This window comes from Planococcus beigongshangi (assembly GCF_016820495.1).
GTDB lineage: Bacteria > Bacillota > Bacilli > Bacillales_A > Planococcaceae > Planococcus > Planococcus beigongshangi.
Window position 1 is genome coordinate 316,367 of the sequence record NZ_JADHDU010000003.1, and the last position, 16,345, is coordinate 332,711.

15 protein-coding genes are annotated in these 16,345 nt (G+C 37.6%); all 15 read left to right on the top strand.

The genetic code is table 11. The features are described 5' to 3' along the window. Positions 1-131: 131 nt before the first annotated feature. The 15 genes from IQ294_RS08800 to IQ294_RS08870 all read left to right on the top strand — a co-directional run bounded on the left by IQ294_RS08800 (position 132) and on the right by IQ294_RS08870 (position 16,196). Positions 132-881: an IclR family transcriptional regulator gene (locus tag IQ294_RS08800; RefSeq protein ID WP_203333661.1), complete on the top strand. Its 750-nt coding sequence runs from the start codon at positions 132-134 to the stop codon at positions 879-881. Positions 882-1,119: 238 nt separating this feature from the next. Then, the gene (locus tag IQ294_RS08805; protein ID WP_203333662.1) at positions 1,120-2,151 is read left to right on the top strand and encodes a C4-dicarboxylate TRAP transporter substrate-binding protein; all 1,032 of its coding nucleotides are present in this window, start codon (positions 1,120-1,122) and stop codon (positions 2,149-2,151) included. Positions 2,152-2,335: 184 nt separating this feature from the next. Beyond that, entirely contained in the window at positions 2,336-3,100 is a 765-nt protein-coding gene (locus IQ294_RS08810) for an SDR family NAD(P)-dependent oxidoreductase (protein WP_203333663.1), read from the top strand. Between the two features lie 84 nt (positions 3,101-3,184). Continuing rightward, complete coding sequence (locus IQ294_RS08815) at positions 3,185-4,309, top strand: UxaA family hydrolase (protein ID WP_203333664.1); 1,125 nt, start codon at positions 3,185-3,187, stop codon at positions 4,307-4,309. Positions 4,310-4,331: 22 nt separating this feature from the next. Beyond that, positions 4,332-4,649 (top strand): UxaA family hydrolase, encoded by a 318-nt coding sequence (locus tag IQ294_RS08820; protein WP_203333665.1) that lies wholly within the window; start codon positions 4,332-4,334, stop codon positions 4,647-4,649. Next, entirely contained in the window at positions 4,646-5,803 is a 1,158-nt protein-coding gene (locus IQ294_RS08825; RefSeq protein ID WP_203333666.1) for a UxaA family hydrolase, read from the top strand. Before IQ294_RS08820 ends, IQ294_RS08825 begins: the two co-directional genes overlap by 4 nt. 69 nt (positions 5,804-5,872) lie before the next feature. Beyond that, positions 5,873-6,766 carry a fumarylacetoacetate hydrolase family protein gene (locus IQ294_RS08830; RefSeq protein WP_203333667.1) on the top strand — a complete coding sequence of 298 codons (894 nt, stop codon included), beginning with the start codon at positions 5,873-5,875 and terminating at the stop codon, positions 6,764-6,766. Positions 6,767-6,926: 160 nt separating this feature from the next. After that, on the top strand, positions 6,927-7,412 hold the full coding sequence (locus IQ294_RS08835; RefSeq protein ID WP_203333668.1) for a TRAP transporter small permease: 486 nt from the start codon (positions 6,927-6,929) through the stop codon (positions 7,410-7,412). Beyond that, positions 7,413-8,696: a TRAP transporter large permease gene (locus IQ294_RS08840; RefSeq protein ID WP_203333669.1), complete on the top strand. Its 1,284-nt coding sequence runs from the start codon at positions 7,413-7,415 to the stop codon at positions 8,694-8,696. A 103-nt stretch (positions 8,697-8,799) separates the two neighbouring features. After that, positions 8,800-10,260, top strand: a complete 1,461-nt coding sequence (locus IQ294_RS08845; protein ID WP_203333670.1) for a tagaturonate reductase — start codon at positions 8,800-8,802, stop codon at positions 10,258-10,260. After that, on the top strand, positions 10,257-11,267 hold the full coding sequence (locus IQ294_RS08850; RefSeq protein WP_203333671.1) for a zinc-binding alcohol dehydrogenase family protein: 1,011 nt from the start codon (positions 10,257-10,259) through the stop codon (positions 11,265-11,267). The genes IQ294_RS08845 and IQ294_RS08850 overlap by 4 nt, the downstream gene beginning before the upstream one ends. Before the next feature lie 310 nt (positions 11,268-11,577). Beyond that, entirely contained in the window at positions 11,578-12,309 is a 732-nt protein-coding gene (locus IQ294_RS08855) for a (Fe-S)-binding protein (protein WP_203333672.1), read from the top strand. 2 nt (positions 12,310-12,311) lie between these two features. Further along, positions 12,312-13,742 (top strand): LutB/LldF family L-lactate oxidation iron-sulfur protein, encoded by a 1,431-nt coding sequence (locus IQ294_RS08860; RefSeq protein WP_203333673.1) that lies wholly within the window; start codon positions 12,312-12,314, stop codon positions 13,740-13,742. Next, positions 13,743-14,444 carry a LutC/YkgG family protein gene (locus IQ294_RS08865; RefSeq protein ID WP_203333674.1) on the top strand — a complete coding sequence of 234 codons (702 nt, stop codon included), beginning with the start codon at positions 13,743-13,745 and terminating at the stop codon, positions 14,442-14,444. 381 nt (positions 14,445-14,825) lie between these two features. Next, positions 14,826-16,196, top strand: a complete 1,371-nt coding sequence (locus tag IQ294_RS08870; protein ID WP_203333675.1) for a hypothetical protein — start codon at positions 14,826-14,828, stop codon at positions 16,194-16,196. The last annotated feature ends 149 nt before the right edge of the window (positions 16,197-16,345 follow it).

The window sequence follows — 16,345 nt, forward strand, 5'->3', positions numbered from 1 at the left end:
TTTGTAAAATTAAAATTAGAACAAATAGTCAAAAAACTATTTGCCCAATTGTTATTTTCGTGCTATATTATTTTTTGTAAACGCTTTCTAAAACTAGGTTTTTTATACAAAACCAAATAGTGAGGTAAAAAATGACTGAAAAATATTGGGTTCCTGCTATTGCTAAAGCTGATAATATCTTAACTATTATCTCTGAAGAATCTAAAGGCCTTAGATTAATGGAAATAGCTGAAAGAAGTAACTTGAATAAGAGTACTCTTTTCTCTTTATTGAATACCTTAGAACGAATTGGGTGGGTAGCGAAAGCCAACGATCAAACATATTCACTGGGAGCGAAGTTAGGATTTATAGGTTCCAAATATATTCATCAATTCGACTTAACGACTATGTTTAATCGAGAAGCAGAAAAAACTGTGAGAATAGTTGGGGAAACGATTCAACTATCAATCTTAGATGAGAGAGAGATAATCTATCTTGCAAAAAAAAATGGGACTTCCAGGGTCCGGGTAGCTACAGAACCTGGAATGAGGTTTCCCGCTCACGCTACTGCAATGGGAAAAGTAATGTTATCGGCATTTACAAAAGACGAACTTAAGGGCAAATATGGAGATTGTGAGTTTGAGAAATTTACGGATTATACAGTGGATAATCTAAATGATTTATTTAGACAACTTGATGCACTCAAGAAATCAGGTTATTTAATCGAATCTCAGGAGGCGGTCAAGGGCTTTACATGCATAGCTTCTCCCATCTTGAATGAGCGAAGTGCAATTATCGCCGCTGTAAGTATAACAATGGATAACGAGTGTTGGTCTCAGAAAAAAGACCTTTGTATAAAAGAAATACTCACCTTGTCTCAAAATCTATCAATAATGGGATGACTAAATGGGACGACTACTAGTGTTACTTCTAGTACATATAAAATTATAATTTAGGGAGGTGATTGCTAAGGAGATTGAATATTTTTTATTGAAGAAGGAATGTTGAGTGTATCCGTCAAATTTTGACTTATTGTCTAACTGCTTTGGGGTGGGAATGTATATAATTTAAAAAGTTTGAAAATGCATTCGACAAGAATTTATAGGTACAAAGATTTTTAAAAAGAAAAGGGGTATTCAAATGGGAAAATCGAAAAAATTATTAATGTTGCTACTTACATCTTTTGTTTTACTGATTCTGGCAGCTTGTTCTGAAGGAGCAGAGCCTGAAGTGAAAGCTGAAGAAGATGGGAAATCAGGAGAAAAGTATTCTATTAATGTCGCTTATGGAAACCAACCTGATGAACCAATTGGTCAGATGGCTACTAAATGGAAAGAATTAGTTGAAGAAAAGAGTGAAGGGCGAATTGAATTAAAACTTTACCCAAGTTCCCAATTAGGATCTGAAAAAGACGTTGTTGAACAAGCAATCATGGGTAGTAATGTTATCGTTTTAGGTGGTTATGATTTCTTGATGGATTATGTACCGGATGTTGGCATTTTAACAGGACCTTACTTAGTAGATGACATTGATGAATTAGTTTACTTGACTAAAACTGAATGGTTCGAAGAAATTAGAGAAGATTTACGGGAAGCAAAAATTGAAGTAGTAGTACCTGACACTATCTACGGAGAACGCCATTTAATGACGAATGAAAAAGTATTAACGCCAGAAGATTTAAAGGGAATGAAAATTCGTGTGCCAAATAATCAAATGTCAATAAAAACATTTGAAGCTATGGGGGCATCTGCTACTCCTACACCACTAGGAGACTTGTATACATCTCTTCAACAAGGCCTTATAGATGGAGCAGAAAATCCATTGCCAGTTTTACAAGGAGTTAAAACACAAGAAGTTTCCAAGCATGTTTCACTAACTGGGCACCAAAAATTCATCACGCCATGGGTTGGGGGAACAGAATTTCTCGACACACTGCCCGAAGATCTATTGACGCTTCTTTCAGAAACAGGAGCGGAAGCAAATGAATTTGGTGAAACAGTTTTAGACGAGCAAGTTGCATCAGTGAAAGCGGATTTTGAAGAAGCGGGTGTAGAATTCCATGAAGTGGATACAGAACCTTTCAAAGCAAACGTTTTAAGCGTGTATGAGGAATTCCCGGAATGGACATCAGGATTATACGATAGAATTCAAGAATTATTGAAAGAACAATAATAAGGTAATGAGATTCTGAATATCTCTTGTTTGAATAAGATAGCAGATGTGTCTATGACAGTTGTAATTTTAACTATAGGCATATCTGTCATCTGATTTTAATACATAGGTAGGAACTTGAATAGATAATTATCATAAATCGATTATTTTAATAAAAATAATTCTCGGAAATTAGGAGGATATGATGAGATTAAAAGATAAAATCGCCATCATAACTGGTGCTGGCTCTGGAATTGGTAGAGAAACTGCTTTTCTATTTGCAAAAGAAGGCGCAACAATTATTGTTAATGATTTAAATGAAGAAGCTGGAAAGAGTACAGTGAATGAAATTATTTCGAAAAATGGAAAAGCTATTTTCATTGAAGCTGATGTAACTCAAGTATCAGATGTCAAAAAGTTGGTGGAAGAAGTATTAAACAAATACTCGCGTATCGATATCTTATTTAACAATGCTGGGATTAGCGGAATAGGTCAAATTCATGAAATTGAAGCAGAAGCTTGGAATAATGTTTTTAATGTGAATGTAAATGGCGTTTTTTTGGTTTCAAAGTTCGTAATTCCTCACATGATTGCACAGAAGGCTGGATCGATAATTAATATGTCTTCGTGTATCGCTGAAATTGGTTTAGCTAATCGAGCTTCGTACGCTGCAACTAAAGGAGCAATATTATCACTTACCAAGTCTATGCAAGTGGATTATGCAAAATATGATATACGTATAAATGCGTTAATGCCTGGAACAATTTATACCCCATTCGTGGAAAAATATGTAGCTGATTCAGATGATCCTGAAGCAACCATTGCATCTATTAAAAAACGTCAGTTAAGTGAAGAACTCGGAAGACCCACAGATGTGGCCTATGCGGCATTATATTTAGCCTCCGATGAATCAAAATTTGTGATGGGCTCGCCTTTTTATATTGATGGCGGAGTGGTTAATGGAAAATAAGTTATTTTAAACTAATATAAAAAATTTTATCTAATTGTCACTTCGCCCAAGAATTATAGAAGAAAACTTTAAGGAGTGTCTGATATGAAATATTTTTTTAATGGTTTTCGAAGAAATGATGGAAGTGCAGGAACAAGAAACTATGTAGGTATCGTTTCTTCTGTTATATGTTCCAGTGCTGTAGTACGCGAAATTTCTGAGAAAGTAGATGGAACAGTTCCATTTGTCCATGCAAATGGATGTGCGCAACTTGGCGATGACTTGAAGCTAACCAAGAACATGCTTGTTGGAGTAACTACGAATCCTAACATACATTCAGCCTTGATAGTGGGTCTAGGGTGTGAAACAAATCAGGTTAGCGGAATGCTAAAAAGTATACCAAAGACAAAACCAATTACGGGAATTGGAATTCAACAACTTTTCGGTGGAGAAAATACAATAAACAAAGGTGTCTCTATTACTAAGGAATGGGTAGAAGCGGCAGCAAAACAAAAAAGAGAAAAAATTCCGCTTTCATCGCTGACCATCGGTGTTTTGGCAGTTGAACATGATGACCATTCTTTGGCTACTACAACATCCGTTATAGGACAAGTTGTCGATGAACTCGTTGATAGTCAAGTTAATGTAATTTTTGGTATGTCCAAGACTCTAGAGCCGGCTGGCGACATGTTAGCTGAACGAATTTCTGATGCAGACGAAAAAAAGAAACTTATTGATGCAAGTAAGGGGCTGGAACGTCTGCGTTGGTCTGATGCCCAACTAGGGTCCAAAACCTTTTCAGAGTTCACAGATGAGCAGCTACATTCGGCTAAACTTGAAGCAAAAATGGCAGGAAAAAAACCAATAAGCAGTGTATTGGATTTTGGAGAAATACCTAATAAAAACGGTCTTCACTTAATGCGGAACTCGAGTAATTTAGTGGAGTCTTTATCTAAAATGGCAGCAGCCGGATGCAGTGCAGTAATAATTGTGAGCAGCAGAGGAGTATTGACAGGTTCTGTTGCTTTGCCATGCATAACAATAACACCAGAAACTGATCCCAATTCGTTCGATGAACTTGTAGATTACACTATTAAAAATAATGGAAATAATGATTATAAAGAAGAAATAATAGCCCTATTACAAGAAGTGTGTTCTGGTAAGAAAACAAAGCTGGAGGAATTAGAGCTCGGTGAATTCTCCATTCCACATTTAGGAACTACATACTAACAAGGGATAGGAAGTGATTGTGATGGAACAAAAAATTGGGGCTCTCATGCTAAATAGTATGGATAATGTTGCTGTTGCATTGGAAAATCTGAAAGCGGGAGAATCCATTTCTATTCAAGGAAAAGAAGGGTTAGTAAAAGTTTTTAAAAGCATACCCTATGGGCACAAAATAGCTGTACATCCTATTCTTAAGGATGAAAAAGTTATCAAATACGGAGAATGTATGGGTATCGCTACAGAAACTATACCTGTCGGTCATCATGTGCATGTTTCAAACGTTCGCGGATTGAATAAGGAAGACAAAACGGCAGTAACTCTCAAAGGGGGAGTGGAAAAATGAAATTTTTTAAAGGATATCGAAGATCTGATGGCAGCATCGGTGTTAGAAACCACGTTATTGTAATCAACACAGTAGGAGAAGTAGCTAGTCTTACAAAAAAAGTTGCTCAAATGGTTCCGGGCGTGATACCCATTGTACATCAAGCTGGACAATCACAATCTCTTGAAGATATAGAACAAACTATGAATGCTTTGTTAGGAACTGCAGGGCACGCCAATGTAAGTGGAGCTTTAATTTTAGGGATGGGTCAAGATGACACTGCCGAAGAGATTGTAAAAGTCCTTAAAAATAAAGGAAGACATGTACATTCAATCAATTTTAATAAAACTCAATCCATCTCCGAAGCTCTAAGAGAAGGGAAATTATGGCTGGAAAACGCTAAAGAAAGAAGTGAAAATGAACCGACTGAAATGGCCGACGTATCTGAGTTGATTATCGGATTAGAATGTGGTGGATCAGATGCCTGGTCAGGGATTACAGCAAACCCGGCTATTGGAGCCTTTTCAGATTCTATTGTTAAAGATGGTGGGACCAGTATACTAGCTGAGACTACAGAGGCAGTAGGCACTGAACACATCTTAGCAAGACGGGCTGTAAACGAAGCTGTAGGTCAAAAATTTTTAGATATTGTGAAAAGGTATGAAGAACGTGCTTGGGCAGCGGGAGAAAATATTAGGTCTGCAAATCCATCGCCAGGGAATAAAGTCGGAGGGTTAACCACATTAGAGGAAAAATCATTAGGGTGTATCAAAAAGGGAGGAAACTCTACTTTAATGGAAGTTATTGACTACGCACAAAGACCAACTGAAAAAGGTTTTATATTTATGGACACTCCAGGTTATGATGTGGAATCTGTAGCGGGGCTGGTTGCTGGAGGCTCCCAAATAGTATTATTCTCAACAGGAAAAGGTTCGCCAACAGGTTCACCAATTGCTCCAGTAATAAAAATTGGAACAAATTCAAAGCTTTATCAAAATATGCCTGAGCATATTGATATTAATGCAGGGAAAATAATCGATTCATATTTATCTATTGAGGATATTGGAAAAGAGATTTATGAAAAAGTTATAAGCGTTGCCAATGGAGAAGTTACATCTTCTGAGAAACATAAGAATCAGGAGTTTAGTATTTGGAGATTAGCAGAGACGATGTAACCTGGGTCGCTTATACGAGAGATAGAGAAATTACATTTAAAATTCACTTTATAATGGAGGTCGCTCAGTTTGAAGCTAGTTACATTTATTAAAGAAAAAAATCAAGTACTAGGTGTGAAAGTTAAAGAAGGTATTATTGATATGGCTGCAGCCTTAAGTATTCACCCTAATGCACACATACCTCTAAACATAATGGATGTTATCGAAGGTGGAGAAGAGTCGTTAAATCGATTAGAAAATTATATTAAAACTTTGGATCGCGACTCCAAGAATTCCTATGTATTGGAAGAAGAAAAATTGGAGTGGGGACCATGCGTTACGCATCCGAATAAAATCATTTGTGTGGGACTTAATTATCGCAAGCATGCTGATGAAACGAATGCACCTTATCCCGAAACACCAATTTTATTTAACAAATTTAACAACACCTTAACGGGCCATTTACGTGATATATCTATACCTAAAGTAACAGACAAGCTGGACTACGAAGTAGAACTAGGAATTGTTATCGGAAAACCAACGAAATACATTTCAAAAGAAACAGCATTGGAAAATGTGTTTGGCTACTTTACTGCAAATGACCTTTCAGCAAGAGATTTACAACTAAGAACACCACAGTGGCTACTGGGTAAATCTTGTGATGATTTCAGTCCGATAGGGCCTTATCTAGTTACTGCAGACGAAGTAGGCAATCCAAATAATTTAAAATTAACTACAAAAGTAAACGGTGAATTGCGACAGAATTCAAATACTTCGGACATGATATTTCATTGTGATGAAATTGTAAGTTATATATCACAGCATATGACCCTTTACCCAGGAGACGTCATCTTGACTGGAACTCCAGAAGGAGTGGTATTGGGACTGTCAGAGGCAGAGCAAGTATACTTGCAACCGGGAGATCAAGTTACGGTTGAAATTGAAAAGTTAGGAATTCTAACTAACAATTTTGTAGCAGAGTAAAGTAGAAATATTATTTATAGGAAAATCAAGAGTTAAAATTAAGTAATATCAAGAAGTTTCATTACATTGATTTAAATATAGACCATCTAATGATCCTGAGATAACACTAAATTAGAAATGATTCGGATGTTTCAACCATACTCCGAATAGGAGGTTCCACATGATACTTAAATGGGTCAATCGAATTGATGATGTCATAGCCACAATAGCCTTAATTGGGATACTGATAATTACAATCGTCAATGTTTTCTGCCGCTTCATTTTAAACCAACCTTTTGCATGGGCAGAGGAAGTTAGTATTGGTTTATTTGTTTGGCTTGTCTTTATTGGAATAAGTTCTGCTATGAAACGGGGAGGGCATATAGGAGTCGATTACTTTGTCGAAAAAATGCCTAGAACTTTAAAAATTGTAGCTATAATCATTCGCGCTGTTTCAATCTATTTTGTGTTGATTTATATGTTTATATTCCTGGGATACGATTTGATGATACAGGCATCGAGTAAACTAACGCCAGTACTTGGAATCAGTTATCAATGGATTGATTTGGCTGTTCCACTAGGTGGTCTATTGACGGCGTATCACTTTACAAGACAATTATTAAAGAAAAAACAACAAGAAGAGTCTTCTCCAAGGGAGAGTGTCTAAATGGAAATGGTTATAGTTCTTTCAGTTTTATTATTGTTGTTTCTTTTAAACGTTCCAATAGCTTTTGCTTTAGTTATCAGTACAACTACATACTTTCTATTTCAGGATAGTTTTTCTACTACAATATTAATTCAACGAATGGTTGGAGGTATAGAATCGATACCTTTATTGGCGATTATTTTCTTCATTACGGCCGGTATTCTAATGAATTACACAGGAATTACTATGAGAATGCTGAGATTTGCAGAAATAATTACCCGTCCTCTACCTGGAGGGCTCGCACAAGTTAACGTGGTACTTAGTACAATGATGGGCGGACTATCGGGATCAAATATAGCGGACGCAGCGATGCAGTCCAAAATACTGGTGCCTGAAATGGTAAAGAAAGGCTACGATAAAGGATTTGCGACAGCTCTAACAGCCGCTTCTTCATTAATTACTCCGATTATTCCACCTGGAATTGCTTTAATAATGTACGGCTATATCGGAAATGTTTCCATCGGCCAATTGTTCCTAGCGGGAGTACTTCCGGGGCTTGCATTATGTCTAATGTTAATGGGTTATGTTTACTACTATGCAAAAAAGAATAATATTGAGGTAGAAAATAAGAAACGGATCACAGCAGGAGAATTTTTCTTCGCTTTGAAAGATGCGATTTTAGCCCTTCTTTTGCCTCTAATCATAATAGGCGGTATTCGACTTGGAATGTTCAGTGCTACAGAAGCCGGAGCGATTGCTGTATTATACGCTTTAATTCTTGGTCTTGTTGTTTATAGAGAAATGAGTTTAAAGCAACTACTCAAAGCTTTAATTGAAACTGTACATACTTCTGCATCAATTCTTATAATTATTGCTGCTGGATCAGCATTTGCATGGATACTTACGCTAGAACAAGTGCCGCAAAAAATGACGGAATTCATGACTGGCTTTATAAGTGCCCCATGGATGTTCTTCATAATCGTGCTTCTATTCCTGTTGCTAATAGGAATGTTTGTAGAGGGAAATGTAGCAATTATAATATTGACGCCACTATTTATACCGATGCTGTTTTCATATGGTATTGATCCAGTTCATTTTGGTATTTTCTTTATCATTTGTTTGAGTATAGGAACGATGACTCCGCCACTTGGCACGATAATGTTCACAGTTTGTGCTATAACAGGGACAAAAATAGAAGACTTTATTAAAAATAGTATTCCATTTTTGATTTTGCTAATCATTGCAGCATTACTTATTGCATTTGTGCCTGGCATTTCAATGTTATTACCAAATCTGCTATTTTAATTTAAGTGAGAAAGAAATTTTATTGAATTATGAGTTTAGTGTTTAATCACTCATTACTAATTTAAATATATTATCACTCTCGAAAATTTAAGGAGGATACGGGATGGGCGCATTAAAACAGTTGAACTCACAACAATTAAAAAACTTTTTTCAGATAGAAAAAGAAGCCCATATTCCAGAACGTATCTTACAGATAGGGGAAGGCAACTTTATACGAGGATTTATCGATTGGATGGTTTATGTATTGAACCAGAAAACGGACTTCCAAGGAAAGATAGTTACCCTCCAATCAACTCCCAAAGGCAGAACAGGACCTAAGCTGAACCAGCAAGATGGATTATATACTTTAATCCGAAGAGGGATCGAGAATGGAGAGACAGTTGAACACATCGATATTATCGACTCCATTTCTCGTGCAATCAACCCTTACGAGGAATGGGAGAAGATGTTAGGAATTGCAACTTCAGAAAATATCGAATTCCTATTTTCCAATACAACAGAAGCAGGTCTGAAATATAAAAAAGAAGAGTACCATCAAAACCGTTCACCAATCACTTTTCCAGGAAAGGTTGTAGCTTTACTTCATCATCGATTTGTGTTCTTTAATAGCGCGGCTGAGAAAGGGTGGACTATAATACCTTGCGAGCTTGTTGAAGATAATGGAGAAGTTTTAAAAGAAATTTGTAATCAAATTATAACCGATTGGGATTTGGGAAATGACTTTAGAGAATGGCTGAATACAAATTGCTGCTTCTGCAATACACTAGTAGACCGTATCGTTCCTGGATATCCCCAAGACGACAACCAATGGTTTAATCGGCTTGGCTATTCTGACAAATTGTTGACGATGGCTGAGCCATATCACTTATTTGTAATCGAAGGTGACAAAGACTTGCCTGTAAAACTTCCATTCCAACAAGCGGGTTTGAATGTACGCTTTGACGCTATAAAAAATTATCGAGATATGAAAGTTAAATTATTAAATGCGCCTCATACTATTTTGACTACTATAGGTTTACAGCTTGGTTTAGAAACTGTCAAGCAAGCAGTTGAAGACCCCTTATTAGGCGCTTTTATAAAGCAGGTTATGAAGGATGAGATAGTCACTGTGCTGCCTGCATCAGTTAAAGAAAAATCTATATCTTATATAGATGACATAATGGAACGTTTCTCTAATCCTTTTTTACATCATTATTTAACCGATATTAGCCTTAATAATTTCTCTAAATATCACGTAAGAGTTATGCCGATTATTGCTGCTAATACTGGACATAGAGATTGTTTGTTGTTTTCACTAGGAGCACTTATTGTTTATTATCAAAATACGGAAAACAGAAAAGATGAGAATGAAGTCTTGGAGGCTTTCTCGGAGTTGTATGCAGGTGATTATAGAAATGAATTGATATTGCAAGAATTTATGGAGCAGCAAATTTTTAAAGATTGGCTCGGATATGAAGATGAGCTGCCATCTTTAATATCAAAAGTCCTTGGTTATGTAAATTTGATACAAGAAAATGGAATGAATAAAGCGTTGAAATCTTTCTTGAAGGTAGGGGAATCATGAAAACTATTGTTTGCACTGAACCTAAAATATTGTCTGTAGTAGATACTGAGTCCCCTGTAATTTCGAAACAATCAGAGGTGAAAGTATCAATTAAGCGAGTAGGGATCTGCGGGACAGATATTCATGCTTTTGGAGGAAACCAACCTTTTTTTACCTACCCCCGTGTATTAGGGCATGAATTGTCAGGTGTTATTGAGGAAGTAGGCAGCGAAGTATCGAATCTCCAAAAAGGAGATTTAGTAGCAATTCTGCCTTATATTAATTGTGATGAATGCAGCGCCTGTCAGAATGGAAAGACTAACTGTTGCAAAAAAATGCAAGTGTTAGGTGTACATATTGAAGGGGGCATGGCTGAGTCAATAATTGTTCCATCTTTAAATGTGTTTCCGGTTAACCAATTATCTTTAGAGATGGCCTCTATAGTTGAACCATTAAGTATTGGTGCACATGCAGTCAGAAGGTCGGAAATTCAAACTGGTGAATGTGTATTAATTATTGGAGCAGGTCCTATCGGGCTGGGTGTTGCCAAGTTTGCAAAACTTCAAGGTGCCCATACTAGTATAATGGATATAAGTGAAAGCAGATTAGAATTCGCCAAGAAATGGACTGAATGTGATTCAACAATTTTAGCTTCTAAGGATACAGGTCAACTGTTGGAAGCACTTAATGAAGGCAATTTACCATCAATTGTTTTTGATGCTACAGGCAATCAAAAATCCATGATGCAAGCTTTTGATTATGTGGAACACGGAGGAAAACTGATATATGTCGGTTTAGTAAAAGAAAATATCAGTTTCTTTGACCCGGATTTTCATTCAAAAGAATTGACCTTGATGGGAAGCCGAAATGCCACAATTGAAGATTTTCAATACGTCATTCAATGTATGAATGATGGAGAAATAGATGAAGAATACATTTCATCGATCATCGATTTCAACGATGTAATATCACACTTTGAAAAAGGCGATTTCGGATCCAACAAAACACTCATTCGTTTTGGTAAATAACCGCGTTCATCACTTCTTAATTATAAAGCCCACCTATAAATTAGGCGGGCTTTTTCTATAACATAATTCAATCCATTGAGATAAAAAGATTCTTCCGTGGGGGGAGCCCTTCACCATGAAGAAGCCGTTCAAGAAAAGCTTTGAGTCAGTTGTCGCTTGAATCTTGCTGCAGGAGTATTGGACGTGCTTTTCTCACTTCGGATGACCGATACGCCTGGTAGTGGAATATAAAATGGCCTTCAATCCCGGTAATCGGAAAGTGGTTTTCGAAAAAACTTAGTAAGAAATTCAAAAAGAAAGAGTGGATGATATGAAAGTATCTTTATTTGTCACATGCCTTTCAGAAATGTTCTACCAAAATGTTGCGAAAGATGTTGTCGAAGTTTTGGAACGGCTAGGCTGTGAAGTTGACTTTCCGAGAGGACAAGTATGTTGCGGTCAGCCGGCATACAACAGCGGTTACAGGAAAGATGCACAAAAAGCAGCAAAACAGATGATTTCAAGTCTGGAAAACTCCGAACATATCGTTACACCGTCTGGTTCGTGTGCAGCGATGTTCAAAGAATATTCGGAGCTTTTAAAAGATGAACCGGCTTGGAAAGGACGCGCGCAGGCAGTCGCCGATAAAACTTATGAATTTACTCAGTTCATCGTAAATGTTCTAAAAATTGAAGATGTGGGGGCTGAATACCCTGCAAGAGCCACTTATCATACTTCCTGCCATATGACGCGGCTGCTGAATGAAAAAGAAGCACCATTTAAATTATTGAAGAATGTTAAAGGCCTCGAATTGATACCACTTGAGAACAGCTATGACTGCTGCGGATTTGGCGGCACATTCGCTGTAAAGATGGCACCTATTTCTGAACAGATGGTGGATGAGAAAGTCCGGCATATTGAAGATACGGCAGCCAATGTCCTGATTGCAGCAGATAATGGCTGCATGATGAATATTAAAGGCCGGATCGATCGGAAAGGAAAGCCGATTGAGGTAAAACATATTGCACAGATTCTAAATACGCGAGTGGAAGGGAGGATATAAAGATGGCGATGAAGATAGGCGATAAACCTTTTTTTGACCGGGTGGACGATGCGCTTGAAGATAATTTTATGCGAAACGCGATGGCTGAAGCACAGGATGGATTACGCGGCAGAAAATTGAAGGCAACCGTAGAGGATGAGCAGATTGGTGACTGGGAAGAGTGGCGCAGCGCCGGAGAGGAAATCCGCCGGCATACGCTGGAAAACCTAGACTATTACTTAAATCAATTAAGCGAAAACTTTGCCAGACAAGGTGGCCATGTCTATTTCGCTGAAACTGCCGAAGATGCCACGCGTTATATCCAGGACGTTGCCAAAAAAAAGAATGCAAAAAAAATTACGAAAGCAAAATCGATGGTGACGGAAGAAATCGGTTTGAACCAGGCGCTGGAAGAAATCGGCTGTGACGTATATGAAACAGATCTGGCTGAATATATCCTGCAGATAGATGATCATGACAGACCTTCACACATTGTCGTTCCATCGCTGCATAAAAATAAAGAGAAAATCCGCGATACATTCCGCGATAAGGCAAATTATACCGGAACCTCGGAACCTTGCGAACTGACTGCATTTGCACGGAGCCAGCTTCGGGAAACTTTTCTCGAGGCGGATATCGGTGTCACAGGCTGTAATTTTGCTGTGGCAGAATCCGGCACGATTTCTCTCGTAACGAATGAAGGAAATGCAAATATGGTGACGACATTCCCGAAAACCCAAATAACTGTTATGGGGATGGAGCGTCTTGTACCGACATGGGAAGAACTTGATGTCATGATCAATCTGCTGAGCAGAAGCGCCGTTGGACAGAAAATAACAACGTATGTGACCAATCTGACTCCACAATTGGAGGAGGACAGCATAGACGCTCCAAACGAATTTCACCTGGTTATCTTGGATGCCGGACGTTCCAATGCATTGGGAACCGAATTCCAGTCGGCGCTCCATTGTATCCGCTGCGCGGCTTGTGTAAATGTTTGTCCGGTTTACCGGCATATCGGCGGCCATGCATATGGCTCCATTTACCAGGGACCGATTGGCGCGGTATTGTCACCTATTCTTGGTGGTTATGAAGAATACGGGGAGCTCCCATATGCATCCAGCCTTTGCGCAGCCTGTACAGAAGCCTGTCCGGTCAAAATTCCGCTTCATGAACATCTCATAAAACATCGTGAAAACTATGTTGAAAAAAAGGGGATGACTGCTGAAAAAATGGCAATGAAGACATTTGGAATCGGGGCAAGTTCTCCTGCACTGTTTAAGCTTGCGGTAAAAGGTATGCCTGCAGTTCTCGGTCCTTTAGTGAAAGATGACAGCATCTCGTCAGGACCAGGACCGATGAAGCTGTGGACTTCAGTCCGGGAATTTCCGGCGCCCGGGAAGGGCAATTTCAGAAAATGGTTCGATGACCATAAAAAGGGGAGGAACCAGTAAATGGCTGTAGGCACAATCCATAATAAAGATGCGTTCATAAATAAAATTTCATCTAAGCTGGGACGTGATCGAAACGAATCAGTGATTCTTCCTAAATGGGAGCACCGGCCGCAATTTGAGGTCCTTAAAGGAGCTTCTTCGGATGAATTAGCTGCAGCTTTCAAGAACAATAGTCTGGAGAAGTCGACATATGTTGTAGAGACTGATGCAAAGAACCTGGCTTCAGCATTAGAAAAAGTAATCGAGAAATATGGCGGGGGACAGCTGGTGGCCTCCAATGATCAACGATTCACTGAATATGGTCTAGATGAGCTGTTAAAACAGACCAAAGCTCATGTATGGAATCCTGTTCTAGGAGAAGAAAATATTGCTGTAACGAAAAAAGCCAATATCGGGATGTTCTTCAGTGATGCTGCTCTGGCAGAGTCAGGGACAGTCGTCCAATTCAATGACAAGGATATTGCACGTTCCATCAGTTTGCTGCCGATGGCTTATGTATCCATTATTCCCAAGTCCACTATCGTTCCACGCATGACACAGGTTGCTCAAGCTATTCACAAGTCGGTTGAGGAAGGAAACAATCTCGCCACCTGCATCAATTTCATCTCAGGTCCGAGCAATAGTGCTGATATTGAAATGAACATTGTTATTGGGGTGCATGGTCCTGTTGAAGCTGTGCATGTGATTGTGAATGATATGTAATCAAACGCTTTATAAGGTAAGGTAATTTGCTATAGATTTAAAATTTAAAGCTAAAAGTATAATGAAATAAATGAAAAAACAGGCATAGGGATTTAATGCCCTGCTCTGAGCTGACCAAAAAAAGTTAAGCTTAAAATTAAGCGGTTTGTTGTACATGAGTTCAGTATAGTTGCTTTGAAAGCAGGCGATTCGGCAAATCAGTCAAGTCATTGTAAACTGTTTCAATTTTTCTCTCTTCCAATAAGTTTTTTTCGTTTTAAATTCTGAAAAAATTGTAATGACGATAAATATTTAGATTTCATAAAGGAAGGATACTAAATAAAATGATTACGGAAATTATTTGTAATTTTTCAGAAATATTAAAGTAGCTCAGGAGTTTAAATGGCAAACTATATTTTTTCTAAAAACTTATATTTTTTTTATTCTTTCGTTTTTTTACTCCATATTATAAATGTCTTTCTGGAGAGTGAAAATCTTAATTACACATTAGGTGTTTTGGCGATTGTTATGTTGATCGTTTCATATGGCAAGGCTTCTTGCCTTTTTAAAATTCTTAGTGGAGCATTCATCGTGGCAGGTATGTTATTGTTTTCTTCTGCAGGACAGCCATTGAAGCAACTGCCGCCTATGCTGATATCGAATATGTCTTTACTGACATTGCTAGTAATGCTGCCGTGGATGAATAGTGTAGTCAGAAGTGGCAGATTCGACAAAAACTTAAAGCAAGTGATGGAAGTAAATGTGAACGATCTTGGACAACTTTATTCCCGGAGTTCAATTATTACTTTGCTTTTAGCTTCTTTTCTGAATTTATCGGCCGTTTCTATAACACAAGATGTGTTAAAAGAGAATTTAAAGACATTCAAAGGTGAGGTAAGAAACGAATTTGTCAATAGTGCAACCTTAAGAGGGTACTCGTTGGCGTTAGTTTGGAGCCCTCTGGAAATTTTACTTGCAACTTCGATTTTTGTTACAGGAGTAAATTACATTTCTTTACTACCTTGGCTTCTGCTTATTTCCGCGGTAACTTTTATCATGGATTCTTTTTGGGGAAGGCTGCATTATAAAAACTATATATATAATCATAAGCTAGCTGTAGAGCGGCCGATAAACACGAGAATATTAGTGAAAAAATCAGCTTATTTAATTTGTGCGCTTGCTATTTTTTTGTCACTCGTTATTCTCCTTGGCAATCTATTCAATTTTGAATTTATTTTTACCGTCACAATATTAATTTTTCCTTTTTCTTTCTTATGGTCTTTTTTGCTGAAGAGGACTCGAAGTTTTTTAGTAATTGGTTGGAATACTTGGAAGGTCAAAACAAATACCATGCAAAACTTTATCGTTTTGTTCATTTCACTTGCATTTTTCGCTAATACTATAAATGGCTCCTCCTTTTTGGGGATGATTCAAAATCCAATCATAGCAATGGCTGATAAGCCTCTCTTTATCATGATTACCATTCAGCTACTATTTATCTTCCTTAGCATGTTTGGTGTCCACCCAGTGGCAACAATCGGTGTTTTAAGCGGCGTCATTTCAACACTAATCACTTTTATGAATCCAATTAGTTTGGCGATAGTTTTAGTAACAAGTTCTATTTCAACAGTGACTGTTGGCACTTATGGACTCGTTGTGACCCTAACTTCAGTGAATATGGAGCAAAGTCCATATAAAATAACATTACAAAATTTGCCTTATGCTCTCGTTTTTGGTGGAATAGGGATTCTAACAGCATATTTATTATTGTGATTCCCTACTTAAAATTTTTTAAAAATAATTTTCAGCCTAGGCCAAAGTTTATTATTATATGAAAATAATAAGTAAAGCTAATGTTCTCGATATAAAAGTAAATGTCAAAAAGTGAGTCCATTTTGATAATAGATTTTTATGAGATATTT